This is a genomic window from Lutimaribacter degradans, assembly GCF_023703375.1.
Classification (GTDB): Bacteria; Pseudomonadota; Alphaproteobacteria; order Rhodobacterales; family Rhodobacteraceae; genus Lutimaribacter; species Lutimaribacter degradans.
Window position 1 is genome coordinate 456703 of the sequence record NZ_JAMQGO010000001.1, and the last position, 25951, is coordinate 482653.

The 25951-nt window shown below is 64.2% G+C and carries 25 protein-coding genes; 14 read left to right on the forward strand and 11 right to left on the reverse strand.

Annotation, left to right across the window (positions count from 1 at the left end; all coding sequences use genetic code 11):
• Positions 1–75: 75 nt before the first annotated feature.
• The 7 genes from M8744_RS02250 to M8744_RS02280 form a co-directional block, all read right to left on the reverse strand.
• Positions 76–753 carry an orotate phosphoribosyltransferase gene (locus M8744_RS02250; protein ID WP_251408746.1) on the reverse strand — a complete coding sequence of 226 codons (678 nt, stop codon included), beginning with the start codon at positions 751–753 and terminating at the stop codon, positions 76–78.
• A gap of 81 nt (positions 754–834) precedes the next feature.
• Positions 835–1875 carry a dihydroorotase gene (gene pyrC, locus M8744_RS02255; protein WP_251408748.1) on the reverse strand — a complete coding sequence of 347 codons (1041 nt, stop codon included), beginning with the start codon at positions 1873–1875 and terminating at the stop codon, positions 835–837.
• 41 nt (positions 1876–1916) lie between these two features.
• A complete protein-coding gene (locus tag M8744_RS02260; RefSeq protein WP_251408752.1) occupies positions 1917–2903 on the reverse strand; it encodes a phosphoadenosine phosphosulfate reductase in 987 nt (328 codons plus the stop codon).
• A 126-nt stretch (positions 2904–3029) separates the two neighbouring features.
• Entirely contained in the window at positions 3030–4073 is a 1044-nt protein-coding gene (locus M8744_RS02265) for a glycosyltransferase family 2 protein (protein WP_251408755.1), read from the reverse strand.
• Between the two features lie 17 nt (positions 4074–4090).
• Positions 4091–6478 carry a glycosyltransferase family 2 protein gene (locus M8744_RS02270; RefSeq protein ID WP_251408758.1) on the reverse strand — a complete coding sequence of 796 codons (2388 nt, stop codon included), beginning with the start codon at positions 6476–6478 and terminating at the stop codon, positions 4091–4093.
• On the reverse strand, positions 6478–7125 hold the full coding sequence (locus M8744_RS02275; protein ID WP_251408761.1) for a sulfotransferase family protein: 648 nt from the start codon (positions 7123–7125) through the stop codon (positions 6478–6480). The genes M8744_RS02270 and M8744_RS02275 overlap by 1 nt, the downstream gene beginning before the upstream one ends.
• Positions 7122–8153: a glycosyltransferase family 2 protein gene (locus tag M8744_RS02280; protein ID WP_251408764.1), complete on the reverse strand. Its 1032-nt coding sequence runs from the start codon at positions 8151–8153 to the stop codon at positions 7122–7124. The genes M8744_RS02275 and M8744_RS02280 overlap by 4 nt, the downstream gene beginning before the upstream one ends.
• Before the next feature lie 209 nt (positions 8154–8362).
• On the opposite strand from M8744_RS02280, the gene M8744_RS02285 reads away from it, so the two are divergent.
• Both M8744_RS02285 and M8744_RS02290 read left to right on the forward strand, forming a co-directional pair.
• Positions 8363–9271, forward strand: coding sequence for an AAA family ATPase (locus M8744_RS02285; protein ID WP_251408768.1), 909 nt, complete (start codon positions 8363–8365; stop codon positions 9269–9271).
• A 79-nt stretch (positions 9272–9350) separates the two neighbouring features.
• Positions 9351–10601, forward strand: a complete 1251-nt coding sequence (locus M8744_RS02290; protein ID WP_251408771.1) for a vWA domain-containing protein — start codon at positions 9351–9353, stop codon at positions 10599–10601.
• A 26-nt stretch (positions 10602–10627) separates the two neighbouring features.
• Here the strand turns inward: M8744_RS02290 and M8744_RS02295 are convergent, their stop codons facing one another.
• A complete protein-coding gene (locus M8744_RS02295; RefSeq protein WP_251408774.1) occupies positions 10628–11233 on the reverse strand; it encodes a class I SAM-dependent methyltransferase in 606 nt (201 codons plus the stop codon).
• A 110-nt stretch (positions 11234–11343) separates the two neighbouring features.
• Here M8744_RS02295 and M8744_RS02300 point away from each other — a divergent pair, with 110 nt between their 5' ends.
• From M8744_RS02300 to M8744_RS02335, 8 genes are all read left to right on the forward strand, one after another.
• A complete protein-coding gene (locus M8744_RS02300; protein WP_251408777.1) occupies positions 11344–11895 on the forward strand; it encodes a YeeE/YedE thiosulfate transporter family protein in 552 nt (183 codons plus the stop codon).
• Between the two features lie 3 nt (positions 11896–11898).
• Positions 11899–12492: a YeeE/YedE thiosulfate transporter family protein gene (locus tag M8744_RS02305; RefSeq protein WP_251408780.1), complete on the forward strand. Its 594-nt coding sequence runs from the start codon at positions 11899–11901 to the stop codon at positions 12490–12492.
• 99 nt (positions 12493–12591) lie between these two features.
• Positions 12592–13551 carry an XdhC family protein gene (locus tag M8744_RS02310; RefSeq protein ID WP_251408783.1) on the forward strand — a complete coding sequence of 320 codons (960 nt, stop codon included), beginning with the start codon at positions 12592–12594 and terminating at the stop codon, positions 13549–13551.
• Positions 13548–14567 (forward strand): molybdopterin-binding protein, encoded by a 1020-nt coding sequence (locus M8744_RS02315; protein ID WP_251408786.1) that lies wholly within the window; start codon positions 13548–13550, stop codon positions 14565–14567. Before M8744_RS02310 ends, M8744_RS02315 begins: the two co-directional genes overlap by 4 nt.
• A 114-nt stretch (positions 14568–14681) precedes the next feature.
• Entirely contained in the window at positions 14682–15167 is a 486-nt protein-coding gene (locus M8744_RS02320) for a (2Fe-2S)-binding protein (RefSeq protein ID WP_251408789.1), read from the forward strand.
• 47 nt (positions 15168–15214) lie between these two features.
• On the forward strand, positions 15215–17581 hold the full coding sequence (locus M8744_RS02325; protein WP_251408792.1) for a xanthine dehydrogenase family protein molybdopterin-binding subunit: 2367 nt from the start codon (positions 15215–15217) through the stop codon (positions 17579–17581).
• 102 nt (positions 17582–17683) lie between these two features.
• Positions 17684–18472 (forward strand): FAD binding domain-containing protein, encoded by a 789-nt coding sequence (locus tag M8744_RS02330; RefSeq protein WP_251408795.1) that lies wholly within the window; start codon positions 17684–17686, stop codon positions 18470–18472.
• A 15-nt stretch (positions 18473–18487) separates the two neighbouring features.
• Entirely contained in the window at positions 18488–18763 is a 276-nt protein-coding gene (locus M8744_RS02335) for a hypothetical protein (protein ID WP_251408798.1), read from the forward strand.
• A gap of 234 nt (positions 18764–18997) precedes the next feature.
• On the opposite strand, the gene M8744_RS02340 is transcribed toward M8744_RS02335, so the two are convergent.
• On the reverse strand, positions 18998–19591 hold the full coding sequence (locus tag M8744_RS02340; protein ID WP_251408801.1) for an SAM-dependent methyltransferase: 594 nt from the start codon (positions 19589–19591) through the stop codon (positions 18998–19000).
• 63 nt (positions 19592–19654) lie between these two features.
• Positions 19655–20149, reverse strand: coding sequence for a translation initiation factor IF-3 (gene infC, locus M8744_RS02345; RefSeq protein ID WP_251408803.1), 495 nt, complete (start codon positions 20147–20149; stop codon positions 19655–19657).
• A gap of 253 nt (positions 20150–20402) precedes the next feature.
• Here infC and M8744_RS02350 point away from each other — a divergent pair, with 253 nt between their 5' ends.
• Positions 20403–21236 (forward strand): prolipoprotein diacylglyceryl transferase, encoded by an 834-nt coding sequence (locus M8744_RS02350; protein WP_251408806.1) that lies wholly within the window; start codon positions 20403–20405, stop codon positions 21234–21236.
• Between the two features lie 72 nt (positions 21237–21308).
• On the opposite strand, the gene M8744_RS02355 is transcribed toward M8744_RS02350, so the two are convergent.
• Positions 21309–22139, reverse strand: coding sequence for a ferredoxin--NADP reductase (locus M8744_RS02355; protein ID WP_251408809.1), 831 nt, complete (start codon positions 22137–22139; stop codon positions 21309–21311).
• Between the two features lie 298 nt (positions 22140–22437).
• Between M8744_RS02355 and M8744_RS02360 the strand changes: the two genes are divergently transcribed.
• The 3 genes from M8744_RS02360 to M8744_RS02370 are packed head-to-tail and all read left to right on the forward strand — an operon-like array spanning position 22438 to position 25925.
• Positions 22438–22899, forward strand: coding sequence for an Lrp/AsnC family transcriptional regulator (locus M8744_RS02360; protein WP_251408812.1), 462 nt, complete (start codon positions 22438–22440; stop codon positions 22897–22899).
• 54 nt (positions 22900–22953) lie between these two features.
• A complete protein-coding gene (locus M8744_RS02365; RefSeq protein WP_251408815.1) occupies positions 22954–24693 on the forward strand; it encodes a sensor histidine kinase in 1740 nt (579 codons plus the stop codon).
• Complete coding sequence (locus M8744_RS02370) at positions 24690–25925, forward strand: sigma-54-dependent transcriptional regulator (protein ID WP_251408818.1); 1236 nt, start codon at positions 24690–24692, stop codon at positions 25923–25925. Before M8744_RS02365 ends, M8744_RS02370 begins: the two co-directional genes overlap by 4 nt.
• Positions 25926–25951: the final 26 nt, after the last annotated feature.

Below are 25951 nucleotides of genomic sequence, written 5' to 3' on the forward strand. Positions count from 1 at the left end.
GGTGCCAGGGGTGGCTACGTCAACATTTAGTGGCTGTCGGCGCCGAGCCTTGGCAAGGCCCGGCCGATTGCCGTATCAGTTCATCCGCGATTTCTGCCATGTGCGTGGGGCACGCAGGAACGACTCGACCTCGGCCAGCGTTTCCTCGGAGAAGGAGCCCTGCTCTTTCGCTTCGGCCAGAACATCCCACCAGGTGCAAAGGTGATGCAGCGCAACCCCATGATCGCCCAGCGTCTTTTCGGTTTCGGGAAAGATACCGTAGTAGAAAATCACAGCCGTATGCGCGCAGGTGGCGCCGGTGTCGCGAATCGCGTCGACGAACGACAGCTTGCTGCCGCCATCGGTGGTCAGGTCTTCGACCAGAAGCACGCGCTGGCTTTCGGTCATCTCGCCCTCGATCCGGGCGTTCTTGCCATAGCCCTTGGGCTTTTTACGCACATAGGTCATCGGCAGGCCCATGCGTTCGGCCACCAGCGCGGCGAATGGAATACCGGCGGTTTCACCACCGGCGATGTTGTCGAACGCCTCGAACCCGGCGTCGCGCATGATGGTGATGGCAAGGAAATCCATCAAGGTTGACCGGATGCGCGGATAGGAAATCAGCTTGCGGCAGTCGATATAGCTGGGCGAGGGCAGACCCGACGCCAGCGTATACGGCTCTTCGGTGTTGAAATTGACCGCCTTGATTTCCAGTAGCATACGCGCGGTCAGGCGGGCGATTTCCTCGCGGGTGGGATAGGTGGTGGGGATCATGGTCTTGTCCTTCGGATCAGGCGCTCATCCAGCCCGTTCGGGGTTGGCATGGCAAAGCGGGCCGCGCGGCCCGATGAGCGGTCAGGTTTCAACGCTCCAATACAGCGGGAAACCGGGGTCGAAAACGGTTACTTCGCCCTCGCCGGTGATGATCTTGCGTGGATAGCGCACCGCGTCGCCTCGGGTCAGGGTCACGGTGGTGTCGTTCACAGGCAGGCCATAAAAGGCCGGCCCGTGCCGCGAGGTGAACCCTTCAAGCCGGTCCAGCGCCCCCTCGTCCTCGAAAACCTGCGCCAGGATCGACAGCGTGTTGGTCGCGGTAAAACATCCCGCGCAGCCGCAGGCGGTTTCCTTGTTCGCGTCGGTATGCGGCGCGCTGTCGGTGCCCAGGAAAAACCGTGCGTCCCCGCCGGTGGCCGCGGCGCGCAAGGCCAGGCGGTGTTCTTCGCGCTTGGCCACGGGCAGGCAATAGTAATGCGGCTTGATGCCACCCACCAGGATGTGGTTGCGGTTGATGACAAGATGATGGGTGGTGATGGTCGCGCCCAGATCACGGTCGTGGGATTTGACATACTCCACCCCGTCGCGGGTGGTGATATGCTCCATTACCACGCGCAGGCCCGGCGTCGCGCGGCGGATCGGGTCAAGCACGCGGTCGATGAACACGGCTTCGCGGTCGAAGATGTCGATTTCGCTATCGGTCACTTCGCCATGCACGCAAAGCGGCAGACCGATCTCGGCCATCTTTTCCAACACCGCCCGCACCTTTTCGAAATCGCGCACACCGCTGGCCGAATTGGTGGTGGCCCCGGCCGGGTACAACTTGACCGCCTTGATCAGCCCGCTGGCATGGGCCGCGGCCATGTCCTCCGGGTCCGTGTCTTCGGTCAGGTAAAGCGTCATCAGCGGGTCGAACGTCATGCCGTCGGGCAGCGCAGACAGGATGCGCGCGCGATAGTCGGCAGCCTCGGCCCCCGTGACGACGGGCGGCATGAGGTTGGGCATGATGATGGCGCGGGCGAAATGGCGCGCGGATTCAGGCAGAACGGCGCGAAGCATTGCGCCGTCGCGCAGGTGCAGGTGCCAGTCGTCGGGGCGGGCGATGGTCAGCGTCTGGGTCATGACCGGCGATTAGCGCATCGCGCGGGTTTGCGCCAGTGCTGTTAGCCGTCGCTGTCCTCGGGGCGTGGCGGCAGGGTAACCTTGCCCTCGGCCTCGGCCTTTTCAAGCGCATCAAGCCGGCGACGAAAGCGGGGCACGTTCATGCGGCTTGTCACGTTCCGGCACAGCATCGCGGCCAGGTAGGGCCGGTCGCTTGTATCCAGGGTTCCCAGCATGTTGCGCAGGAACCCGCCATAGTCGCGGCGCGCGCGATGCAGCTGGGCAAAACTCCGGGTGGTCAGGCGATCATCGGCGGCCTGTTCCAGCAGCGGCGCCAGGATCTGCATCTTTTGCAGGTCGCCCTGCAGGGCAGAGCCAAAGAACCGCATACGGAACTTGGTGACGTTGGGACGGGTGAAAAGCGCGGCGTGCATCGCGTCCAGCTCCTCGGACGGGTCGTAAAGCACGTAAGCAGCCTGCGCGGCATCCAGCATGTCGGGCGCATAACCATAACGATCGGTGAAAGATGTGCGGCGCATCTCGGTAAAGCGGTCGTCCCATTCGGTCACGCGCGGGTCCAGCGTGGCTTGCGGTTGCAGCACAACCACCCGCGCGCCCGGCGCCGCCACCGAAAAGGCCGCCGCCGCATAGCCCGCCGGCCCGGCACCGTAAAAGATAACCTTTTCGAAATCCTCGAAAAATCCGTCGTCGATGAGGCGATCAAAATATCCATATACATGCCTGTCGCGAAACCAGGTGTCGCCATCGGCAAACAAGCCAAGGGTCGACCAGCCCTGGTCCAGCACGAAATCCCAGCCGATGGGCCGGCCCCCATCGGGATTGACCTGCGCGCCACCCATCGATTCAAACGTTACCAGCAACGTGTCGCCGCGTTCGACGAAGGCGCCGAAATGGCGATGCCCGCAGGATTGGAAATGCCCGTGCGCGTCTGCGATGGTGGCCACCTTGCGGATCCATTCACCCTTCTTCAGCCCCTCCAGGCTGTCTTCAAGCGATTGTTCAAGGCTGCGCGGGCCAGTGTCCTGCATATAACTCGTCCTCAAGATTTACAGTCGGACGCACCCGATTGGGAAAGCTGGGCGCGAGTCGTCATTCGAGAACGAGCCTAGGCGTCATTTGCGGCAAGATTTTGGTAAGAACGTGCGAATTTCGCGCTAACCATCCTGCGCGTCACGGGCCTTGTTGGCATACTGGATCATGAAGCGCGCGGCGCCGGCCGGCACGGGGCGGCTGGGCGGTGTCATCAGCAGGCGGCCAAACAATGCGCGATAGGGTTCGTGCAGCATCAGCTCATCGAACCGTGCCTTGCGCCAGGCCACGGCGGCGTTGTGCAGGCGGGCCAGTTCGGGGTCTGATTTCAGCATCTCAAGCTCGGCCCCGCTGTCGAGCGCCTGAATGCTTGTGTCTTCGTCCGTGCTGAAATTCCGCTCGACCCAGTAATCCACGTCCAGCATGTGATCGGAATGAACCGCGCGACCGCGATCGGCCTTGACGACATAGCTTTCCATCGCGCCCAGCGGGTAGTGGTTCAACTGCGCCAGGCGATAATTCGACCGCCCGAAGTTGGAAAATATCCGGGTGGTCTTGAACTTGTCGTCCAGCGCGCGCCCCTCGCCATCGAACCAGCGCGCCGCGGGCAGCTTGCCGGGGTCGGGGTTGCGCGGGCGATGCACCCCCAGTTTGCGATAGGTGCCATCGTTGCGGTAAAGCGTCTTGAACATGGCCGCGCGCCAGGGCCAGCGCATCACCACCGGCGCGGCGCGGGTGAATTGCCGGGTGACGGGGGCGTCGGTGTAATGCACCACGCCGCCATTGCCAAAAAGCCGCCATGTCAGCGTGATGGCGGTGGCCTCGGGCAGGGCGGCCAGCAGCGCGGGCAGGGTGCGGTCGCCTGCGTGGATGTTCACGAACTCATCGACATCCAGCGCCATGATCCAATTGGCCCGGCGCACGATGGGCAACTTTTCGGCGGCCTTGAGCGCGGTGAACTGGATGCCGCGCTTGTCATAGGGTCCATCGTTGCGCTTGTGCGTGATCAGACCCATCACATCCAGCCGGTCAAGCAACGCGTCGGTTCCATCCTGGCAGTCGTTTGAAAACACCAGGAAATCGGTGAACCCCACGGCGCGGTGATGCGCCAGCCATTCCAGAAGAAAGGCGGCTTCGTTTCGAACTGTCAGAACAGCAAGGAAATTCAAGGGGCTACACGCCTTTTCTAACTTTCCATGTCAAGCGCGAGCGCATAGGCCACGCGCTCCATCCCTGACAGGTTGATCTTTACCGCCTGTTGATACAGGTCTTCGAACTCGGGCATGGCGTGCAGTTCTTCGGCCTTGGCACGGTGCCATTCCAGGCCCTTGGCGTGCCACCTGGCCAGCACCTTGTCTTGCATCAGCCTGTCGTACTCGGCGCGCAGGCGGGGAATGTTGCGCTGTATCGTGACGTCGCGCGCATCGCCCCAATCCATCCGGATCCAGTAGTTCAGCCCGATTGACCGATCGACATGCAACGCACGGCCGCGCTGCCGCTTGATCAGGAAGGACTCGGCCGAGCGCAACGCATAATGATTGAGCTGTAAAAGATCGTAACCAATTGATTTTTTCGAACTTCGCCACCCGTTCTTGGCGACCTCGCGGGTCATGTCCTTGCCCGATCCGTTTACCCATTTTACCTGGTTCTCGAAAGCTTCGCCCAGCTTGTTGGGGCGGTGGCAACTGATTTTCGCATAGGCCCCGATGTTGCGGAACATGGTCTTGAAGCCCCAGACCGTGTGTGGCTTGGGGCAGTATTTCGGCGCGCAGGCATCGAATTGCGCGATCACGAACTCGTCGCTCAGCCGGTGCACACCGCTATGGCCGAACAATCGCCAGGTCATGGCGACATTGGTGGCGTCGGGAACGGCGGCGAAAAAGTCATCCAGCGTGCCGTTGCCGCAGCGCACGTTGATGAATTCATCCACGTCTATGTGAATGATCCAGTCGGCGTTCTTTATCACTGGCTCCTTCAACGCCTGGTTCAGTGCGTATTGCTGGGGCGAGTTGCCTTTCCAGTTGTCGTTGTTGCGGTGTTGCAGCACGCCCATTTCCTGCAAACGGTCCAGGATTTCGCTGGTGCCGTCGCTGCAATCATTGGTGTAGATCAGGAAGGTGTCGACACCCATCGCCCGGTGATAGGCGACCCACTCAACGATATAGGGGGCCTCGTTCTTCATGCAGCCCACGATGACGTTGCCTGTCGAGCCTTTGGGCAGGTTCCGGGGCGGCATCGGGTCATAGGGGGGGGCCGACTCTTCGTCGTTCACGCGGCCCAACTTGTTGTGCGGGCGAAACGAACTGTCTTTCAGCTTGTGGAAATTCTGCACCGCCAGCGGGGGCATGATGGCCTGCGCCGCCGCGCTCGGTCCGTCCTCGGCCACTGGGGCGGGTGCGGCCGTGGGCGCATCGCCCGTCATCGTCTTGCCGTTCAGCGCCTTGAGGTCGGCGAGCTTTGTTTTCCGTTCCTCGCGCGTGGCCTTGTCGATCCGCCATTTGAACGCCAGCAGGTATTGCGACGCGCGATAGCCGTTGCCCGGGTCGGCCTCGGACCAGCCGCCGGGGCGGGCCCTGTCACGCTTGAGCGTTGCGGGCGTAAGCGCAGGGTGATCCTTGAGCAATTGCTTGTTCTGCGCCTCGAAGGATTTCGACACCTCGGCAAGCTCGCCCGGTTCTATCGGGTCGCCGGGCACCGCGATCTCGCCATGGAACTTGCGCCATAGCTGGCGCGGCAGAACGTTGTCGGTTCTGGCCAGCAGGCGCAGGATCAATTCGTTCAACTGGCGCGAGCGGGCCAGTGACGCAGCCGAGGGCTGGGCATCGGGGCGGCCGGGCTGCGCGCGGCCCAGCGTGTCGTCGATATCGAACATCGCGCGCAGTTCCTCGGTCGCGTCCTCGCCGTAAAACCGCGCTTCGTCATAGGGGCGCAAGGTTACGCTGCCGGGCCCGAACACACCTTCCCAATGGGTGACAAGCCTTTGATAATCCAGCCAGAAGGCCGGGCACTGCACTTCGAGGAACTGGCCCTTGTCCGGCTCGATCACGTGGCCGTCCAGCAACGCGTCATCCCACCAGTCCCGCGTGCCTGCCATCTCAAGCTCCAGGTCTAGCGAGGCGCCGCGCCCCTCCATCACCTGTTGGGTGTAGTGGCGGCTCAGCGCGCGGCCCTGTTCATCGACATGGGCGATGATACGGATATCGTCGGACAGGGGCGCCAGCATCGCGCGCAGCCGCGCCAACTCGGAGTCGCGCGCCAGCGATGGGCCCAACTGGCTGGCCGACAGGATCAGCGCGCGCGGCTTGTGCGTCTCGACATCGCGGGCCAGCGACGCGGCCAGTTCGTTGTAAAGGGCGGCCTGTTTCTCGGGCGTGATGTAACCGCGGTTGAAACGAAGCGTATCGATGTGGTCGGGGTCGGTGACGGCCATGAAAAGCCGCGTGTGGTTCTTGCCGCCCGCCGCCCGCGGAAACAGGTACCCCTTTTGCAGCAACTGCTCGCGTTTGTCGGCCAACACGTCCTGCAGCCGTGCGGCGCCCATCGCGGCCAGGCCGATATGTAGATAGATGCGCATCAGGCGCTCTCCGTCTTCTTTTGTTTGCGCGGCTTGTTGGCGTTGCGCCGGCCCCACCATTTCAGGGTCAACCCCAGATGCGCACCGATCTGCGCGGCCGCGTCGGGGCGGGCGATGTCAAAGCAAAGATAGGCATCGTCGCCCGCGAACAGGCGCTCCAGGTGGGCGTAATGCGCCTCGATCCAGCGGATACGCTCGTTCGTGGTTTCGCCGAAACCGTTCGGCAAGCCCGGAATATTTCCCTTGGGCAACCGCTCCGTGCCAAGGTTCGACCAGCGCAACATGCTGTCTGAAATCGCGCGCGGGTCGCGCCAGCTGGACACGAAGCGCGCGCCCGGATGATGGTGGCGGATGGCGTCGATCAGGCCCCAATCCATTTGTGGCCAGAGCGAGGTTTCGCCGCGCAATACGCTGATTTCGGTAAAACAATCGAACGCGGCCATCCGCGCCAGCGGGTCGCCCACGTGGAAATAGCCGTCATACATCAGCTTTCCCACGAATTGCCGGTGCAGGCTTTCATCGCCTGTCTGGTGCGGGCGGATACGGTAATCGGCCGTTTTCAGCCCCGATACCTTCAGCGCGTGGCCCAGTGTCGTGGTGCCCGACTTGGGAAGCCCGAGATTGATGACGCGCAGCCGCTTGCTCATGCTGACAGTCCCAGCTCGGCCAGCAGCGCCTCTTCCTCGGGCGGCAGCTTGCTGGCGGCTTTCAACTGGTCGCGCATCGCGCGGTACTCGGGCTGCTCCAGCAATGCGTCGCGCCTGGCGATGTGCAGCGCCACCGCCTCGTCATGCAGCGCGGCGATTTCCGGGTCGGCTTTCAGTTTGGCCAGCTCTTTCTTCAACGCGGGCAGGTAGCGGTGAATCGACGTGTCGCGATAGGCGGGGTCGTTGCGTTCGCGCCAATAGGTGTCGTCGAACGCGCGATGTTCTCGGTTCACGTCGCCGCGGTCGTTCTTGACCAGGTAACTGTCCAGGCTGCGCAGCGCGTAATGGTTCAACGTGGCGAAATCGCGCGCGCCCTTGCTGGGAAACTTTCGAATGCGGCGCGGGTTGGCGGCCACCAGGAACTTGTGCTGCACCTTGCGGCCCGACCCATCCGTCCAGAAGGGGCGCTTGCGCGGCGGCAGGTTCTTTTTGAAGAAAGGCCGGTGCGCGCCATAATACTGCAACGGAAAATCGTTTCGTACCAGAGTCTTGACCTCGATCGCGGATTGCCCGCACCAAAGGTCGGGGTTGTGGCTGCGGGTGAATTGTTCGATCACGGGGCGGTCTTCGAAGGCGTCGATATCGTCATTGGCAAAGAACTGGAACGTCACGCTTATGGCCTGCGGGCTGTTGCAGGCCGCGATCAGGCCGGGGATCGTGTGATCGCCAACATGAATGTTCAGGAACTCGTCGACATCGGCCACCCAGACCCAGTCGGCCTCTTGCACTATCGGCTGTTTCGCCGCGTCCTTGAGCGCCTCCATCTGGTAATTTCGCCCCTGCGCGGGGTTCGGCAGGTGCTGCACCAGCCCGCGCGCGGCCAGCGCATCCAGCAGCCGGTCGGTCGCATCCGTGCAATCGTTGGAATAAAACAGGTGATCGGTCACGCCGATCAGCCGGTTGAAGGCGATCCATTCCAGCAGGAACGGCCCCTCGTTCTTGACGCAGGTCACAGCGGTGATGCGCATCACACCATGCCCTTGGCTGTCATTTTCACTGTCATTACTCGTCTCACTGCCCCGGTGGCCTGTCGGGTTGCACCCCGTTAGACCGCAATTTTATTGCAGAAAACATGGCAGGTCAGGGAAAAAACGTCAACGTGCCGCCGGGGTTGCACCAAAGCGGTGGTTGACCTGTTGCGCGGCAAATGCACTTCTGTCCGGCAGGGAGGATCGCGATGTCAGGTTTTTCATCGATAGATGCCGTGCAAAAGGGGCTGGCGTCGCAGGGTTATGTCTGCGGACGGGCCCTGGCCACCGTTGTTTTCCTGTCGCTGCGCCTGGGCCGGCCTTTGTTTCTTGAAGGCGAGGCGGGCACCGGCAAGACGGAAATTGCCAAGTCCATCGCCGCGGCCCTGGGCCGTCGGCTGATCCGCCTGCAATGCTACGAGGGGCTCGATGCCGCATCGGCCGTTTATGAATGGAATTTCGCCGAACAGATGATCGCGATCCGCACAGCCGAGGCCGCTGGCAGCGCCGATCGTGACGCGCTCAAGACCGAGCTTTTCACACAGGACTACCTGATCGAAAGGCCGCTTTTGCAGGCCATGCGCCCGCAGGATGGCGGCGCGCCCGTGTTGCTGATCGACGAGATCGACCGCACCGATGAACCGTTCGAGGCGTTCCTGCTCGAGGCGCTTTCAGATTTTCAGGTCACGATCCCGGAGCTTGGCACCGTCAAGGCGCCCGAGCCGCCCATCGTCATCCTGACATCGAACCGCACGCGCGAAGTGCATGACGCGCTCAAGCGCCGCTGCCTGTATCACTGGGTCGATTACCCCACGTTCGACCGTGAAATCGAGATCCTGCAGGCCCGCGCCCCCGAGGCGGCGGCGGCGCTCAGCCGCGAGGTGGTCGCCTTTGTGCAGGCCCTGCGCACCGAGGACCTGTTCAAGAAACCCGGCGTGGCTGAAACCATCGACTGGGCCAAGTGCCTGCTGGCGCTCGACGTGATCGACCTCTCGCCCGAGGTCATCGCCGACACGCTGGGCGCGATCCTGAAATACCAGGACGACATCGCCCGCCTGCAAGGCTCCGAGGCGAAACGCATCCTCGACGAGGCGAAGGCCAGCCTGGAGCCGGCTTGATGGATCCGGTGTCGAAAAATATCTCCCGGCGATGCGGCGGGCAGGCGGCCCTCCGTCGAGACGGCTGACAAGCGCCCTCATGGCTGAACATATCCCCCTCGATCTGCCCGAGAACCCTCGGCTCACCCATAACATCACCCATTTCGCCCGCGCCCTGCGCAAGGCCGGGCTGCCTATCGGCACCGGCCGGGTGATCGACGCGATCCGCGCGGTGCAAGCCGCGGGGTTCACCGAGAAACGCGATTTCTACTGGGTGTTGCACGCCTGTTTCGTCTCACGGCCCGAACAGGCGCGGGTGTTTGCACAGGTGTTTCGCCTTTATTGGCGCGATCCGCGTTACATGGAACACATGATGGCGATGATGCTGCCCGCTGTGCGCGGCGTGCAGGAAGAGCGGGCCGCGCAAGCGGCCGAGAAACGCGCGGCCGAGGCGCTGCTTGACGGGGTCGACCACGAGATCGACGCCCCGGAGGCCGGTGAGGAAGAAACCCAGATCGAGATCGACGCCTCGATGACCATCAGCCGTGAGGAACGGCTCAAGACGCTGGATTTCGAACAGATGAGCACCGCCGAGGTGGCCGAGGCCAAGCGCATGATCGCGCGGCTCAAGCTGCCCGTGAAGCCGCTGCGGTCGCGCCGCACACGCAGCAGCCTGGCCGGGCACGCGCTGGATTGGCGCCGCACCATGCGGGGCACCCTGCGCCATGGCGGCGAACTGCGCGCACTTTCGTTGAAAACCCATCGCACGCGCTGGCCCAACCTGGTAGTGCTTTGCGATATTTCCGGCTCGATGTCGCAATATAGTCGGATGGTTTTGCATTTTCTCCATGCCGTCGCGAATGAAAAGGGCGCGGGATGGGCGCGGGTGCATGCCTTTACCTTTGGCACCCGGCTCACCAACATCACCCGCCATCTTGCCACCCGCGATGTCGATCAGGCGCTGGCCGCTGCCGGCGCCGAGGCCCAGGATTGGGAGGGCGGCACGCGCATCGCCGCCAGCCTGCGCGCGTTCAACCGCGACTGGACACGCCGGGTCATGGGGCAGGGGGCGGTGGTGCTGTTGATCACCGATGGGCTTGACCGCGATACCGATCATGATCTTTCGCGCGAGATGGAGCGGCTACACCTGTCGTCCAGGCGCCTGATATGGCTCAACCCGCTATTGCGCTGGGACGGGTTCACCCCCAAGGCCGAGGGCATCCGCGCCATGCTGCCCCATGTCGATGCGTTTCGCGCAGGCCACAATATCCAAAGCCTCGAAGAACTGGGCCGGGCCCTGTCGGATGCGGGCGACAGCGGCGAAAAGGACCGCTTGGCAGCAATGCTTTAGCGCGCGCCGCCTTTGCCGGGATGCGGTCAGTCCTCGCGCCGCTGCGCCAACAGGTAGGTAAAGGGCTGTTCGTTGCCCTTGGGCGTGACATGCACGTGGCGCAGGCTGTCGAGAACCGTGAACCGCGCGCCAAGACGCGCGGCCAGCGCCGTGTCATCATAGTGCATCACGGGCAGGTTGCTGCATGTCGCGGGCCCATCGGGTGCGAAGGTTGCCAGAACCACCAGGCCACCGGGCTTCAATGCCTTGTGCAGCGCGGCAATATACCTGTCCTGCTGCTCTGGTTGGACCAGAAAATGAAAGGCCGCCCTGTCATGCCACAGGTCATAGGCCCTGTCGGGCACCCATTCCGTCACATCGCCGACCACGCACGACAGCGAAGCACCGGCTGGCACATGGCGCATCGCAATGTTCAACGCATCCTCGGACAGGTCGATCAGCGTGACATGACCCGCGCCGCGCGCGATCAGGGCACCGGCAAGACGCGAGGCACCCGCGCCCACATCCACCACCGCCGCACCTTTGGGCAGCTCGGCCTTGTCGATCAGCGCAAGCGACGTGACCGGCCGATCCTCGAACCAAGTCAGCCCGGTTTCGGGGCGCGCGGCATAGGTTTCATCCCAGTGTCCCATCAAATTCTCCGTCTTGCGCAAAACGCTGCCACTTGATCCATCTCAAATCAAGGATGGCCACAGCTTGTTATATTCAGGACTTAGAATGCAACTGAGTAAGGAGGCGCGCAATGCCACTCAATTGGAAAATCGGCGGGGTTCTGTTGGGCTTTGTCTTCTTCCTGGCCGTGCTACTGGTCAAGCCCATTGGTGTCAGCACGCAATTCGTCATCCTTGACGGGATCGTGGCGGATGCCGTGAGTTCAGACTTCATCACGCAAACCGAAGAGGGCTGGACCTCGACCAACGCCTACATGGCCAAATCCGATGGCAAGTATGCGAAAAACGCGGCCAACCCCCTGAACTACAGCTTTGTTTTCGTGCTCGCCATGATGCTGGGCGCATTCCTGTCGGCCAAGGCGCGCGGCGGCGTGGGCCGCGACGAGCGCACGATGCCGGCGCTTTGGCGTGCGAATTTCGGCGAAAACCAGTGGAAACGCTACGCCATGGCGTTCCTTGGCGGTTTCGTCGTGCTGTACGGTGCGCGCCTGGCGGGCGGCTGCACCTCGGGGCACATGATGTCGGGCATGATGCAGACCTCGCTGTCGGGGTATATCTTTGCCCTCGGTGCCTTTGCCGCGGCGGTGCCCGTTGCCCTCATGATGTACAAGAAGGAGGCGTAACCCATGTCCTCGATCATTCTCGCACTTATCATCGGCGCAGCTTTTGGCGCGGTGCTTGACCGCGTCGGCGCCACGAACCCCAACTGGATCGGCAAGATGCTGGCGCTCAAGCATCTGCACCTGATGAAAACCATCCTTCTGGCCATCGGCACCGGCGCGGTTCTGATGTTTGGCGGCCAGATGCTGGGCCTGGTCGACGTGGGCCACATGAGCGTCAAGGCGGCCTATGTGGGCGTCTTCATCGGCGGCCTGCTGCTGGGCGCAGGCTGGGCGGCCTCGGGCTATTGCCCGGGCACGGGCGTCTGCGCGGCGGCCTCGGGGCGCAAGGATGCGCTGTTCTTCATCGCTGGTGGGCTGTTGGGCGCGGCCGCCTACATGGCCACCTACCCGGCGTGGAAAGCCAGCGGCATGCTGGATGACATCGCCGGTGGCAAGGTGACGCTGGGCACGGTTCCGGGGTCTGGCTTCGATGGAATCTGGGCCATGTCGGGTGACATCCTGGGCATCGTTCTGGGCCTTGTGTTCATCGCCATTGCCTTTGCGCTGCCCGAACGGCTGAGCGGCGAGGGCCGGCTTTCGGACGTGCCGGCCGAATAACCATTGGCGACATGCCTGCGAAACTGGCGGTCATCCCCTTGGGGTGGCCGTTTTTTTCTGGCAGGATCGCCCCATCATTGCGGCAGGGAGGGCCGTGTCATGGATCGGATACCGGAAATCGCGCTGGACTGGCACCGGGCGGGCAAGGGCGCGGCGCTTTGCACGGTGGTGCAGACATGGGGCAGCGCGCCACGCCGCGTGGGCAGCCAGCTGGTCGTATCTGGGTTGGGCGAGATCCAGGGCAGCGTCTCGGGCGGTTGCGTCGAAGGCGCGGTGATCGTCGAGGCGCTGGAGGCGTTGGAGGACGGCGCCCATCGCCTGCTGGAATTCGGGGTCAGCGATGGCGACGCCTTTGCCGTGGGGCTGGCCTGCGGCGGCACCATCCGCGTGCTGGTCGAACCCGTGGGCAGCGTTCTGCCCGAGCATGTGCTGGCCGACCTTGTCGAGGCCCGCGCCGCGCGGCAGGCCGTGGCGATCGAGGCCGACCTGGAAAACGGCAGCCGCCGCCTTTTACGCGATGGCTATCGCGAACGGTTCCGCATGGATCGCTCGGGTTTTGAAGACGATGACCGCCTGTTCGTCACCATCCACAACCCGCCGCTGCGGATGCTTGTCGTGGGCGCGGTGCATATCGCGCAGGGCCTGGTGCCCATCGCGCGCGTCGCGGGGTATGAGCCGGTGTTGATAGACCCGCGCGAAACCTTCGGCTCGGAAGACCGATTCCCGGGTGAAACCATCGTCAACGAATGGCCCGACGATGGCGTACGCGCCTTTGGCCTCGATGCGCGCACCGCGCTTGTGCTGCTGACGCATGACCCCAAGCTGGACGACCCGGCATTGGCCGAGGCGCTGCGCTCGGACGTGTTCTACATCGGTGCGCTCGGCTCGACCCGGACACATGCCAAGCGTGTCGAACGGTTGGCCGAAGCCGGGTTTTCCAATGCCGAGATCGCGCGCATCCATGGCCCCGTGGGGCTGGATATCGGTGCGGCCAACCCGGGTGAGATCGCGGTGTCGATCATGGCCGAGATCACTCGCGTTCTGCGGCGCGGCGCATGAGGTTCGGCCCCGTTTCCCTGGATCAGGCCGCGGGCGCGGTGCTGGCCCATTCGCTGCACCTGCCCGACGGGAAGCTGGCCAAGGGCCGCGTGCTGACCGGCGATGACACGGCCCGGCTGCACGCGGCCGGTATCGCCGAGGTCACGGTGGCGCGGCTCGAGGCCGGTGACGTGCCCGAGGATGACGCTGCGCGGGCGCTGGCGCAGGCGCTGGTGCCAGACCCGGCGGGGCAGGGCCTGCGCTTGTCGGGTGCAGGGGCCGGGCGGGTGAACCTCCTATCCGACGGGCCGGGCTTGCTTGATATCGACGTGGCGGCGGTGGCGGCGCTGAACCGGGTTGACCCGATGATCACGCTGGCCACCCTGCCGCCTTTGAAACGCGTCACGGGCGGCACGATGGTCGGCACGGTCAAGATCATTTCCTACGCCGTGCCCGAGGGGCGGCTTGCCACAGCCTGCGACGTAGCCCGCGCGGCGATGCGACGGGTGCCGCCGCAAATCGCCAGCGCGACGCTGATCGAAACGCGGGTGGGCGACAGCGCTCCGCCCGACAAGGGCCGACGCGCCATGGCCGACCGGCTGGCCCGGCTTGACGCGCGGCTGACCCCCCGCGTTGTCGTGCCGCATGACGAACCCGCGCTGGCCCGCGCCATCGAATCCGCGCCCGGGGACATGGTGTTGGTCCTTACCGCCTCGGCCACCTCGGACGTGGCCGATGTGGCGCCGGCCGCGCTGCGCCGCGCTGGCGGGCAGGTGACGCGCTTCGGCATGCCGGTCGATCCGGGCAACCTGCTTTTCCTGGGCCGGATGGGCGATGCAAGGCCGGTGATCGGCCTGCCGGGCTGTGCGCGCAGCCCGGCGCTGAACGGGGCGGACTGGGTGCTGGAGCGGGTGCTGTGCGGGCTTGATGTCACCAGCGAGGACATCACCGCCATGGGCGTGGGCGGCCTGCTCAAGGAAATGCCGACGCGCCCCCGGCCGCGCCGCGCCCGCGAAAATGCTGCGAATGCGAAATAACCTTGCGATTGCAGAAAGTTGCCGCCCGTCGAGATTTGCGGTTCTCAACTCTGGATCGGCGTGCTTAACTCGCTAGCATATGGACCATAACGACAATTCCTTGGGAGGATCCTGATGACCCAGCTCACCATGACGGTGAATGGCAAGGCCGTGTCAGGCGATGTGGAAGGCCGCACGCTGCTTGTCAATTTTCTGCGCGATACCCTGCGGCTGACGGGCACGCATGTCGGCTGTGACACCAGCCAATGCGGCGCCTGCGTGGTACATGTGAACGGGCAGGCGGTGAAAGCCTGCACCATGCTTGCGCTCGAGGCCGAGGGCGCCGAGGTTGCGACCATCGAGGGGCAGGCCGATGCCGATGGCTCTCTCAACGCGATCCAGCAGGCGTTCCAGGACCATCACGGCCTGCAATGCGGATTCTGCACGCCCGGCATGGTGATGTCGGCGGCGGCGCTGCTCAAGGAAAACCCCAAGCCGACCGAAGCCGAGGTGCGCGATTACCTCGAGGGCAATATCTGCCGCTGCACCGGCTATCACAATATCGTCAAGGCGATCATGGCGGCATCCGGCCAGGATGTGGGCGCTATCGCCGCCGAGTGATTGAAAGAGCCGGGCTGAAGCCCGGCACTCCAAGGGAGGAGACAACCATGCCAAAAGATCATGGTATCGGCGCCAGCCCAAAGCGGCGCGAAGATGTGCGGTTCCTGACCGGAAACGGCAATTATACCGACGACATCAACATTCATGGCCAAGCCTATGTGCATTTCCTGCGCTCCGACGTGGCGCATGGGCGCATCAACAAGGTCGACACCGAGGCCGCCGCGGCGATGCCCGGCGTTGTGCGCGTCTTTACCGGCGCCGATTTCGAAGGCATGGGGGGGTTGCCATGCGGCTGGCAGGTGACCGACAAGCATGGCGAGGTGATGCAGGAGCCCGCGCACCCGGTGCTGGCGCAGGGCAAGGTGCGCCACGTGGGCGACCCGATCGCCGCCGTGGTGGCCGAAACCTATGAACAGGCCCGCGATGCCGCCGAGGCGATCGAGGTGGATATCGAGGACCTGCCCGCCGTCGTCGACATGAAGGCCGCCTTGCAGGACGGTGCGCCCAAGGTGCATGACGACCTGAAGAACAACCTTTGCTACGACTGGGGCTTTGTCGAGGAGAACAAGCCAGCCGTTGACGAGGCCTTCGATAAGGCCGCGCATGTCACGACGCTGGAGCTGGTGAACCAGCGCCTTGTCGCCAACCCTATGGAGCCGCGCGTGGCCGTTGGCGATTACAACCGATCGACCGACGATTCGACGCTTTACACCACCAGCCAGAACCCGCACGTGATCCGCCTGCTCATGGGGGCCTTCGTTCTGGGCATCCCCGAGCACAAGCTGCGCGTGGTGGCCCCTGACGTGGGTGGCGGTTTCGGCACCAAGATCTTTCACTATGCAGAAGAGGCGTTTTGCACCTATGCCGCGCGGCAACTGGCCCGGCCGGTCAAGTGGACGGCAAGCCGGTCCGAGGCGTTCATGTCCGACGCCCATGGCCGCGATCACGTGACCAAGATCGAGCTGGCGCTGGACGCGGACAACAACTTTACCGCCCTGCGCACCGAAACCTACGCGAACATGGGCGCCTATCTTTCGACCTTCGCGCCCTCGGTGCCCACATGGCTGCACGGCACGCTCATGGCGGGCAATTACAAGACGCCGCTGATCTACGTGAACGTGAAGGCGGTGTTTACCAACACGGTGCCGGTCGATGCCTATCGCGGCGCGGGCCGACCGGAGGCCACCTACCAGCTGGAGCGCGTGATCGACAAGGCCGCGCGCGAGCTGGGCGTGGACCCGATCGAGCTGCGGCGGCAGAATTTCATCACCGAGTTCCCCTATGCCACGCCCGTGGCGGTGGAATATGACACCGGCGATTACAACGCCACGATGGACAAGCTGCTGGAAATGATCGACCGCGACGGGTTCGAGGCGCGCGCCGAAGAATCGAAAAAGCGCGGCAAGCTGCGTGGACTGGGCGTCAATTGCTATATCGAGGCTTGCGGCATCGCGCCGTCTAACCTGGTTGGCCAGCTTGGCGCGCGCGCGGGGCTTTACGAAAGCGCCACCGTGCGGGTCAACGCCACCGGCGGCATCACCGTGATGACCGGCAGCCACAGCCACGGCCAAGGCCATGAAACCGCCTTTCCACAGGTGATCGCCGAGATGCTGGGCATCGACGAATCGATGGTCGAGATCGTGCATGGCGATACATCCAAGGTGCCCATGGGCATGGGCACCTACGGGTCGCGCTCGCTGGCGGTGGGCGGCTCGGCCATGGTGCGGGCGACCGAAAAGGTCATCAACAAGGCCAAGAAGATCGCGGCCCACCTGCTGGAGGCGTCCGAGGCGGATATCGAGCTGAAAGACGGCGCGTTTTCCGTGGCGGGCACCGACAAATCGGTGGCCTGGGGCGACGTGACCCTGGCAGCCTACGTGCCGCACAACTACCCGCTGGAGGATATCGAGCCGGGGCTGGAGGAAACCGCCTTCTACGACCCTAGCAACTTTACCTACCCGGCGGGCGCCTATGCCTGCGAGATCGAGCTGGACCCGGAAACCGGCAAGGTCACGATCGAAAGCTTCGCGGCAGCCGACGATTTCGGCAATGTCGTCAACCCGATGATCGTTTCGGGGCAGGTCCATGGCGGGCTGGCCCAGGGAATAGGCCAGGCGTTGCTGGAAGGTGCGGCCTATGACGAGAACGGCCAGCTTCTGACAGGCTCGTACATGGATTACGCGATGCCGCGCGCCGATGACATGCCGTTCTTCGAGGTGGACCATTCGTGCCAGACGCCCTGCACCCACAACCCGCTGGGCGTGAAGGGCTGTGGCGAGGCCGGGGCCATCGGCAGCCCGCCCGCGGTGGTCAACGCGGTGGTCGACGCGCTGCAACGCGCGGGCAAGACGGATGTCACACATATCGACATGCCGCTGTCGCCGTCGCGCGTCTGGGCCGTGATGAACGGCTAAGGTCATGGCGGGGAGCGAGGGGCCAGCCCCTCGCGCTCCCCGGGGTATTTTCAGCAAGAGGAAGGCCGCAGGTCTTTCTTTTCGAGGACAAGGAAGAACGGAATGTACGCATTCGATTTCGAGAAACCGGGCAGCATCGCCGACGCGGTCGCCGCGCTCAAGGACGAGGACGCGCAGGCACTGGGAGGCGGGCAGACGCTGATCCCGACGTTGAAACAGCGGCTTGCGATGCCGTCGAAGCTGGTCAGCCTGACAGGCATTTCGGAAATGCAGGGCGTCTGCAGGGGCGATGACGGCGCGGTTTGCGTGGGTGGCGCGACGCCGCACGCGGTGGTGGCCGCAGAGGCGGGTGACTATCCGGCGCTGGCGGCGCTGGCCGCGGGCATCGGCGACCCGGCCGTGCGTAATCGCGGCACCATCGGCGGAAGCCTGGCCAACAACGATCCGGCCGCCTGTTACCCGGCGGCGGCGCTGGCCAGTGCCGCGACCATCGTGACCGATCACCGCGAGATCGCGGCGGATGACTACTTCCAGGGGATGTTCACCACCGCGCTGGACGAGGGCGAGATCGTCACCGAGGTGCGGTTTCCCGTGCCGGAAAAAGCCGCCTACATGAAGTTCGAGCAACCGGCCTCGCGTTTCGCGTTGGTGGGCGTGTTCGTGGCGAAATTTGCCGATGGCGTGCGCGTGGCCGTCACCGGCGCGTCGGAGGAGGGTGTGTTCCGCTGGACCGAGGCTGAACAGGCGCTTTCGGGCGATTTCTCGGCCGCGGCGCTGGACGGGTTGAGCGTACCGGCCGATGGCATGATCGGCGATCTGCACGGATCGGGCGCCTATCGCGCGCACCTGGTGGTGGTTATGACCAAAAGGGCGGTCGAGGCTGCGGCCTGACGGCACGTCACACCGATGGAAGAAACCGAACCCGGCGGGCTTTTCCGCCGGGTTTTCCGTTACCGGGGCGGCGTGGGCCGGACCAGGCATGGCATCAGCCTTCGCGGCAGTCGCGCGGCGATCGAGGCAAAGCCGGGGCTGGCCTTTTGGCAGGGCAGGGGTCTTAAGGATGATCCCTGCGCGCCGCGCGCCTCTTTCATGTTGGAAGAAGCGATGAGTAAATTCGAGGGCGCGATTGCGGGAGGGGGTCTGTCATGGCTCGTATGTTGCGACGATACGCTGTTTGGTTGATCGCGTCGGTTGCGGCGATTGCCATTGGCCGTGATCCGGCTGCCGTCGTGGCCAGGCTACTGGCCCGGCGCGTGGAGCGCATCCCAAGGACCATCACCCGCAACAGCTCGAGCATGGCGGCGTACTTGTCTGGGTGCGCGTTGCCGGTGACGGGAAAGAGCGCATGGCGACCGAATAAAGAAAGCTCGTTCCGGCCGTGACCTGCATGTGCCCGGTTGGAAGGCGTGACGCGGATCAGCCGGGTTTGCGCGCGATGAAATCGATCAGCGCCGACATGCCGGAATGGCCGCGCCCCTCTTGCACCTCGCGTTCGTAGGTGCGGTTTTCCGTGACCTCCCAGCCATCGAAATGGGCAGCGAGGATTTCGGGGGTATACATGTTCTCGGCATGGGGCGGGCCGCCTGTGCCATGCTCAAGCTGCTTGGGCGTGTAGCCGTGCAGCATGATCACGCCCCCGGGTTTGACGCTACGCTGCATCCCGTCGAAAAGGCGGGCCCTGTCGGTTGGGCCGACGAACTGGATGAAGATACCGACGACAAGGTCATAGCTGTCGGGCCAGTCATGGGCCAGCACGTCAACCTGTTGGAAATCGACGCGGACGCCGTGCCGGGCGGCGAGCTTTCGCGCCTTTTCGATGGCCGAGGGCGCGTATTCCAAGGCGGTCACGTCAAGCCCCTGTTGGGCCATGAACACCGAATTGCGCCCTTCGCCATCGGCCACGGACAGCGCGCTGTGCCCGGTCACCAGCCAATCCTGGTGATCGCGCAGGAATTGCGCGGGCGCTGTCCCGAAAACGTAATCGGGCGTGTTGAAGCGGTCTTCCCACATGGCGTGCCCCTTAACGCATACGCCCCGCCAAGGGGCGGGGCGCGTTTGCCGATCGTGGCAGGTTTACTTGGTCACCGGACCGATCATCATGATCATCTGGCGGCCTTCCATTTTCGGCATGTTCTCGACCTTGCCGATTTCCTTGACGTCCTCGGCCACGCGTTCCAGCAGTTCGCGGCCAAGGCCCTGGTGCGCCATCTCGCGTCCGCGAAACCGCAGCGTGACCTTTACCTTGTCGCCGCTTTCCAGGAACCGCACCACGTTGCGCATCTTCACTTCGTAGTCATGCGTATCGGTGTTGGGGCGGAACTTCACCTCCTTCACCTCGATGACCTTCTGTTTCTTGCGCGCCTCGGATTCCCGCTTTTGCTGTTCGTATTTGAACTTGCCGTAATCCATGATCTTGCACACGGGCGGGTTGGCATTGGGCGAGATCTCGACAAGGTCCAGACCGGCATCTGCGGCCATTTGCATCGCTTGCTCGGGGCTGACGACGCCGACATTGTCGCCATCGGCGCCGATCAGGCGTATCTCGGGGGCGCGGATGCGCTCGTTCACCCGGGGGCCGGTGTCACGGGTGGGCGGCGCGTTGTGAGGTCTGCGGGCTATGGTGTTGGTCCTTTCGGCTGTTCACGTCATATTTTTCGAACTCAGAAAGTAGCCTTGGCATGGGCTCTCTGCAAGCAGCAATCGGCCAATCTGGGCCGAAATTCGTGTCTTTTCGCCTTGTGGCTTTGAGCTATGGGACACATCTGGCACTTGTATGGATCGCGGCCACTTGCCGCGAATGCGACATCGAAGGGGTAAAGCAATGAAGAACGTGATCTGGATCGTGCTGGCAGGGGTCGTCGCGATAGGCGGGTATTTCCTTTTTTCCGGGCAGAGCCCGCAGGAGGCCGCCGATGCCGGGCGCGAAGCGGCAAGCGAAGCAGTGGACGAAACGGCCAGCGCCGCTGACGACGCTGCGGATGCGACCGAAGAGGCCGCTGAAGGCGCGACAGATGCCGCAAGCGACGCTGCCGAAACCGTAGGCGAGGCGGTCGATTCCGCGGCCGAGGCCGCCGGGCAGGCCGTGGGTGATGCCGTCGATGCGGCGACCGAAACCGCAAAGGACGCCGCCGAGGCCGCGCAGGACGCTGTCGACGCGGCCACGCAAGGCGCGACAAACGCTGCCGAAGACGCGATGAACGCCACCGAGGACGCTGCCAGCGAAGCCACGGAATCTGCCGGCGATGCCGCCGACGCGACAACCGATGCCGCGACTGGAACCGTCGATACCGCCACCGAGGCCGCGCAGGACACCATGGAAGAAAGCCTGGACACGGCCACCGAAACGGCGGGCGATGCGGCCGAAACTACCGGCGACGCGGTTGAAAGCGCCACTGACAGCATGGAACAGGCAGGCGATGCCGCGGCCGAAACAGGAAGCGATGTCGAGGCCGCGACCGACACGCCCGCCAGCGAAGCCGAAGAACTGCTGACGGTTGACGGCTTCGACATGGAGCGCGTGGCCGAGATGATCGACAATTCTTCGATTGGCGATGCGCAGAAAACGCTGCTGAAAAACGCGCTGGACCAGGCGCAGGGCAACCCGGACACGTTGAAAGACGTGCTGGACCAGGTCCGCAACGCGATGGGCCTGTAACCCCAAACGCCAACGGGTGAAACGGCAAAGGGCCGCCATGGGGCGGCCCTTTTCATGCCTGGGGCCTTTGGATCAGTCCAGGAAGGCTTTTTCCACCACGTAGTGCTTGGGGTTGGAATTGGCGCCTTCCTGCAAGCCGTACTCTTCCAGCATGTCCTTGATTTCAAGGTTGAACGCCAGGTTGCCGCACACCATGGCCCGGTCGTGTTCCGGGCTGAGCGGTGCAACGCCCAGGTCCTCGAACACTTCGCCCTTGCGCATCAGGTCGGTGATGCGGCCCATCTTGGGGCTCTCTTCGCGGGTCGTAGTCGGGTAATAGCGCAGCTTGTCGGCAAAGCCTTCACCGATCAGTTCGGCCAGCAACTCGTCTTGGCGTATGCTGTCGATCAGTTCTTTGCCGTATTCCAGCTCGCCCACTTCGCGGCAGGTGTGGGTGATGATGACCTCTTCGTAGTCCTCGTAGGTTTGCGGGTCGCGCAGCAGGCTGGCGAAGGGCGCAAAGCCCGTGCCAGTGGCAAAGAACCAGATGCGTTTGCCCGGCAGCAACGCATCATGCACAAGCGTGCCCACAGGCTTGGGCCGCAGGATGATCTGGTCGCCGGGCTCGATGTGTTGCAACTTGCTGGTCAGCGGCCCGTCGGGCACCTTGATCGAATAGAACTCCAACTCTTCGTCCCAACTGGGCGAGGCGATGGAATAGGCCCGCAAAAGCGGTTTGCCATTGTCGCCCATCAGGCCGATCATCACGAATTCGCCCGAGCGAAAGCGCAACGATGCGGGGCGCGTGCATCGAAAGGAAAACAGCCGGTCGGTCCAGTGCTTGACCTCGGTCACGGTCTGGGCGTCGGGCAGGGTCGGAGTTTTTGCGGCGGGCGCTGCTGCGGTGTCTGTCACGGCACTCATCTCATTCGTTGCGGTTGATCGCGGGCTAAACCGATATTCGGGGCTTAGCTTTGATCCATATCAGAAGAAAGCGGTTTCGGCCATTAACGTGGCAGAAAATTGTTTGTATGCAAACATAAATTTTTCCGCGTGGCTCTTGGTGGGTGACATTCATCGTGCTGTCACCGGGAAATCGTTCTGTATTTCCTGTCTTTGCGTGGCTATATGCGGAACAAGGTTCTTGAGCGGGCCGTGAAACCCGTAAACCCTTGGAAACACGTTGCATGCAGATCGCATGCCCCGGTAGCGGAGATCGCACATGTCGCACAGGCTTGATGACACCGACAAGAAGATCCTGCGCGCCCTCCAGCAGGATGCGGGCCAGTCACTCGACGAGATCGCCCGGCAGGTCGGCTCGTCCAAAACGCCGGTCTGGAACCGGATTCGCAAGATGCGCGAAGCCGGGATCATGGGGCCGCAGACGGTTGTCCTGGATCCCGAGAAACTTGGGTTCGACGCGTGTTTCTTCGTCCTGATCCGCACCGCCGAACATGACGCGGCCTGGCAGGCCGATTTCTTGCGCGCGCTGCAAAACCGCCCCGAAGTGCTCGAGGCGCACCGGCTGGCGGGGGATATCGACTATATCCTGAAGGTGCGGGTGGCCAATGCCCGTGCCTATGACGCCTTCTACCAGGCGCTGATTTCCGAGGTGAAGGTGCACAATGTCACCGCGCTTTTGTCGATGGAGGAAATCAAGTCGACCACCATCCTGCCGGTCTGAGGCGGGTGTCATCCTCTCTGGTCAAGGGGCCTGCGCAGGGGGTAAAGACAGGCCATGACCGCACGCCGCCCTGTCCAGACGAATATTGCCCTGGGCCTGTTCCTGACCATCGTCGCCGGGATGACGGTTGGGGCCTGGACCTATGGCTATCGCCAGGCGCTCGACCAGTTGGCGCAGCGGGGTATGGCCGACCTGACACTGGCCGCCGACCGCCTGACCGGGCAGTTGCAGCAATACCAGCAGATGGCGGCCCTCACCGCCGACCACCCCGCGCTTGACGGGCCGGCGCCGCGCGACCTGCTGCTCAAGGCAGCCGACAAGACCGGCGCGCTGGACGTTCTGCTGCTGGATGAGGCCGGGCAGATCGTCGCCTCGGCCCACGAAACCGAGCCCACCGACATGGCGAACCGGCCGGTGTTTCGCCGCGCCCGACAGGGCGCCCTGGGCGAAGAGCACGGGGTCAGCACCCGCACCGGGCGCCGCGCCTACTACTTTGGCGCCCCCCGGTTCGACACGAATGGCAAGACCCGCGGGGCGCTGGTGGTCGTGGCCAATATCGACAGGGTCGAGGCCGAGTGGCGCGGCGCGCGCCCGGCGGTGTTCTTTACCGATCGCGCGGGGCAGGTCTTCATCACCAACCGCTCGGAACTGCTGTTCTGGCAAAAGGCGGGCCGTGACGGCACCGACGGGCTGCGCCCGCCCAGTGGCGAGGCGACCAGCTTTGCCACCCGTTCGGTCGGGCGTCACACCGTCTGGATCGAGGATTGGTCGCCCTATGTGCCTGCCCGCGCGCTGCACCTGTCGCGCGACCTGCCGGTGATCGGCATGACTGCACAGGCGCTGATCGACGTGGGGCCGGCGCGGCGGTTGGCGGCGCTGCAAGCGGCGTCGCTTGCGGCGATGCTGCTGGCCTTTGGCGCGATCCTGTTCTGGCTGGTGGGCCGGCGGCGGGTGCTGGCGGTGGCGAACCGGCGGCTGGAGTCGCGCGTGGCCGCGCGCACCAGCGCGTTGAGCGCCGCCAACGATCGGCTGCGCCGCGAAGTGGCCGAACGCGTGGCCGCCGAGGCGGCGTTGAAACGCGCACAGGACGAACTGGTGCAGGCGGGCAAGCTATCGGCGCTGGGGCAGATGAGCGCGGGAATCAGCCACGAATTGAACCAGCCGTTGATGGCGATTCAGCAATATGCCGATAACGGTGCGGCCTTCGTGGCGCGTGGCAAACCGCAGGTGGCCGCCGAGAATCTGGGCCGTATCAGCGACCTGGCCGCACGCATGGCGCGGATCATCCGCAACCTGCGCGCCTTTGCACGCAACGAAAGCGAACCGATGGGCCGCGTCGATATCAAGGCCGTCATCGACAGCGCCATCGACCTGAGCGCGGCGCGCCTGCGCGGTGATGGCATCGCGCTGGAATGGGCCGCGCCCGACGGGCCGGTCTGGGTCCGCGGCGGCGAGGTGCGGCTGGGCCAGGTTATCGTGAACCTGATCGGCAACGCCGCCGATGCCATGGCCGAAAGCCCCGAAAAAAGGGTGCGCATCACCCTGTATTCGGGCCGCCCGGTCTGCGTTGAGATCCGTGATACAGGGCCCGGAATCGCCGATCCCGACCGGATATTCGAGCCGTTCTATACCACCAAGGCCGTGGGCGCGGCGCAAGGTATGGGGCTGGGCCTGTCTATCTCTTACGGGCTGGTGCAAAGTTTCGGCGGCAACATTCGCGGCGCGAACGCCGAAGATGGCGCGGTATTCACGGTCGAGCTCGACCCCTGGAGCGAAAAGGAGCAAGCCGCATGACCCGCTCGGTGCTGGTGGTTGACGATGACGCATCGGTGCGCGCGGCGCTGGCGCAGACGCTGGAACTGGCGGACCTGGCGCCGATTACCGCCGGCTCGTTCATCGAGGCAAAGGATGCCATCACCCGCGAATTCGACGGGATCGTTCTGTCGGATATCCGCATGCCGGGGCGTGACGGGTTTCACCTGCTGGATCATGCGCACAAGGTGGATGCCGATCTGCCGGTGATCTTGCTGACGGGGGAAGGCGATATCCCCATGGCGGTGCGCGCGATGGGGCAGGGGGCGTTCGGTTTCCTTGAAAAGCCATGCCCGCCCGCCGACCTTCTGGCGACGATCGAGCGCGCGTTGCAGACCCGCGCCTTGATATTGGAAAACCGCCGCCTGAAGGCCCAGCTCGATTCGGGCGATGCGGCGGCACGCATGTTGTTCGGCCATTCCGCCCTGGCCGAAGATCTGCGCGCCCGCGTGCGGCTGGTCGCGCAATCGGAAGCCGAAGTTCTGGTCAGCGGCCCGCCGGGCAGCGGCATTTCCAAGGTTGCCGAGGTGGTGCACCTGTGTTCGTCGCGGGCCAAGGGGGCTTTTGTCAAACGCGCGGCCGCGGGGCTGGATGCGCGGGGCTTTGACGCGGCCTGCGCCGAGGCCGTGGGTGGCGCGCTTTTCCTTGACGAGGTGGGCAACCTGCCGCGCGCCACCCAATTCGCCGCCTACCAGCGGATCGAGGCAGGGCTGGAGGCGCGGCTGGTGGCGGGCTCGACCGCCAATCTCCAGGCTCTGAGCGATGAGGGAAAGTTCCTGCCCGACCTGTTTTACCGGCTCGACGTGATGCGCGTGCGCATTCCCAGCCTGGCGGAACGGCCCGATGACATCCCCGTGCTGTTTCGCCACTACGTCGCGCAGGCCTGCGAGCAGGCGGGGTTGCGCCCGCCCGAGATCGGCCAGGAGGTGATCGCGCGGCTGATGGCGCGCGACTGGCCCGGCAACGCACGCGCGCTCATGAACGCGGCGATGCGCTTTGCCCTGGGGCTCGAGGGCGATGATGACGGCGCGCAGGCCGACACCGGGCTGGGCCTGGCCGAACAGATGGCACAGGTCGAACGCTCGCTTCTGATCGAGGCGCTGCGCCGCGCCGAGGGCCGCGCCGCCGAGGCCGCCAAGCGGCTGAAACTGCCGCGCAAGACATTCTATGACAAGCTGGCGCGCCATGGGCTGAAGCCGGGGAATTTCCGCTAGGATGGCCGTGCTGCGGGGGCCGCGCG

Bases quoted from the DNA above. Each gene is read 5' to 3' on its own strand.
- M8744_RS02270 (WP_251408758.1), bottom strand. From the start codon at position 6,478: ATGCGCATCTATCTACATATCGGCCTGGCCGCGATGGGCGCCGCACGG.
- M8744_RS02365 (WP_251408815.1), top strand. From the start codon at position 22,954: ATGACCGCACGCCGCCCTGTCCAGACGAATATTGCCCTGGGCCTGTTC.
- M8744_RS02295 (WP_251408774.1), bottom strand. From the start codon at position 11,233: ATGGGACACTGGGATGAAACCTATGCCGCGCGCCCCGAAACCGGGCTG.
- M8744_RS02320 (WP_251408789.1), top strand. From the start codon at position 14,682: ATGACCCAGCTCACCATGACGGTGAATGGCAAGGCCGTGTCAGGCGAT.
- M8744_RS02250 (WP_251408746.1), bottom strand. From the start codon at position 753: ATGATCCCCACCACCTATCCCACCCGCGAGGAAATCGCCCGCCTGACC.
- M8744_RS02280 (WP_251408764.1), bottom strand. From the start codon at position 8,153: ATGCGCATCACCGCTGTGACCTGCGTCAAGAACGAGGGGCCGTTCCTG.
- M8744_RS02310 (WP_251408783.1), top strand. From the start codon at position 12,592: ATGGATCGGATACCGGAAATCGCGCTGGACTGGCACCGGGCGGGCAAG.
- M8744_RS02355 (WP_251408809.1), bottom strand. From the start codon at position 22,139: ATGAGTGCCGTGACAGACACCGCAGCAGCGCCCGCCGCAAAAACTCCG.
- M8744_RS02290 (WP_251408771.1), top strand. From the start codon at position 9,351: ATGGCTGAACATATCCCCCTCGATCTGCCCGAGAACCCTCGGCTCACC.
- M8744_RS02285 (WP_251408768.1), top strand. From the start codon at position 8,363: ATGTCAGGTTTTTCATCGATAGATGCCGTGCAAAAGGGGCTGGCGTCG.
- M8744_RS02370 (WP_251408818.1), top strand. From the start codon at position 24,690: ATGACCCGCTCGGTGCTGGTGGTTGACGATGACGCATCGGTGCGCGCG.
- M8744_RS02325 (WP_251408792.1), top strand. From the start codon at position 15,215: ATGCCAAAAGATCATGGTATCGGCGCCAGCCCAAAGCGGCGCGAAGAT.
- M8744_RS02315 (WP_251408786.1), top strand. From the start codon at position 13,548: ATGAGGTTCGGCCCCGTTTCCCTGGATCAGGCCGCGGGCGCGGTGCTG.
- M8744_RS02300 (WP_251408777.1), top strand. From the start codon at position 11,344: ATGCCACTCAATTGGAAAATCGGCGGGGTTCTGTTGGGCTTTGTCTTC.
- M8744_RS02340 (WP_251408801.1), bottom strand. From the start codon at position 19,591: ATGTGGGAAGACCGCTTCAACACGCCCGATTACGTTTTCGGGACAGCG.
- M8744_RS02360 (WP_251408812.1), top strand. From the start codon at position 22,438: ATGTCGCACAGGCTTGATGACACCGACAAGAAGATCCTGCGCGCCCTC.
- M8744_RS02335 (WP_251408798.1), top strand. From the start codon at position 18,488: ATGGAAGAAACCGAACCCGGCGGGCTTTTCCGCCGGGTTTTCCGTTAC.
- M8744_RS02305 (WP_251408780.1), top strand. From the start codon at position 11,899: ATGTCCTCGATCATTCTCGCACTTATCATCGGCGCAGCTTTTGGCGCG.
- M8744_RS02260 (WP_251408752.1), bottom strand. From the start codon at position 2,903: ATGCAGGACACTGGCCCGCGCAGCCTTGAACAATCGCTTGAAGACAGC.
- M8744_RS02330 (WP_251408795.1), top strand. From the start codon at position 17,684: ATGTACGCATTCGATTTCGAGAAACCGGGCAGCATCGCCGACGCGGTC.
- M8744_RS02275 (WP_251408761.1), bottom strand. From the start codon at position 7,125: ATGAGCAAGCGGCTGCGCGTCATCAATCTCGGGCTTCCCAAGTCGGGC.
- pyrC (WP_251408748.1), bottom strand. From the start codon at position 1,875: ATGACCCAGACGCTGACCATCGCCCGCCCCGACGACTGGCACCTGCAC.
- M8744_RS02350 (WP_251408806.1), top strand. From the start codon at position 20,403: ATGAAGAACGTGATCTGGATCGTGCTGGCAGGGGTCGTCGCGATAGGC.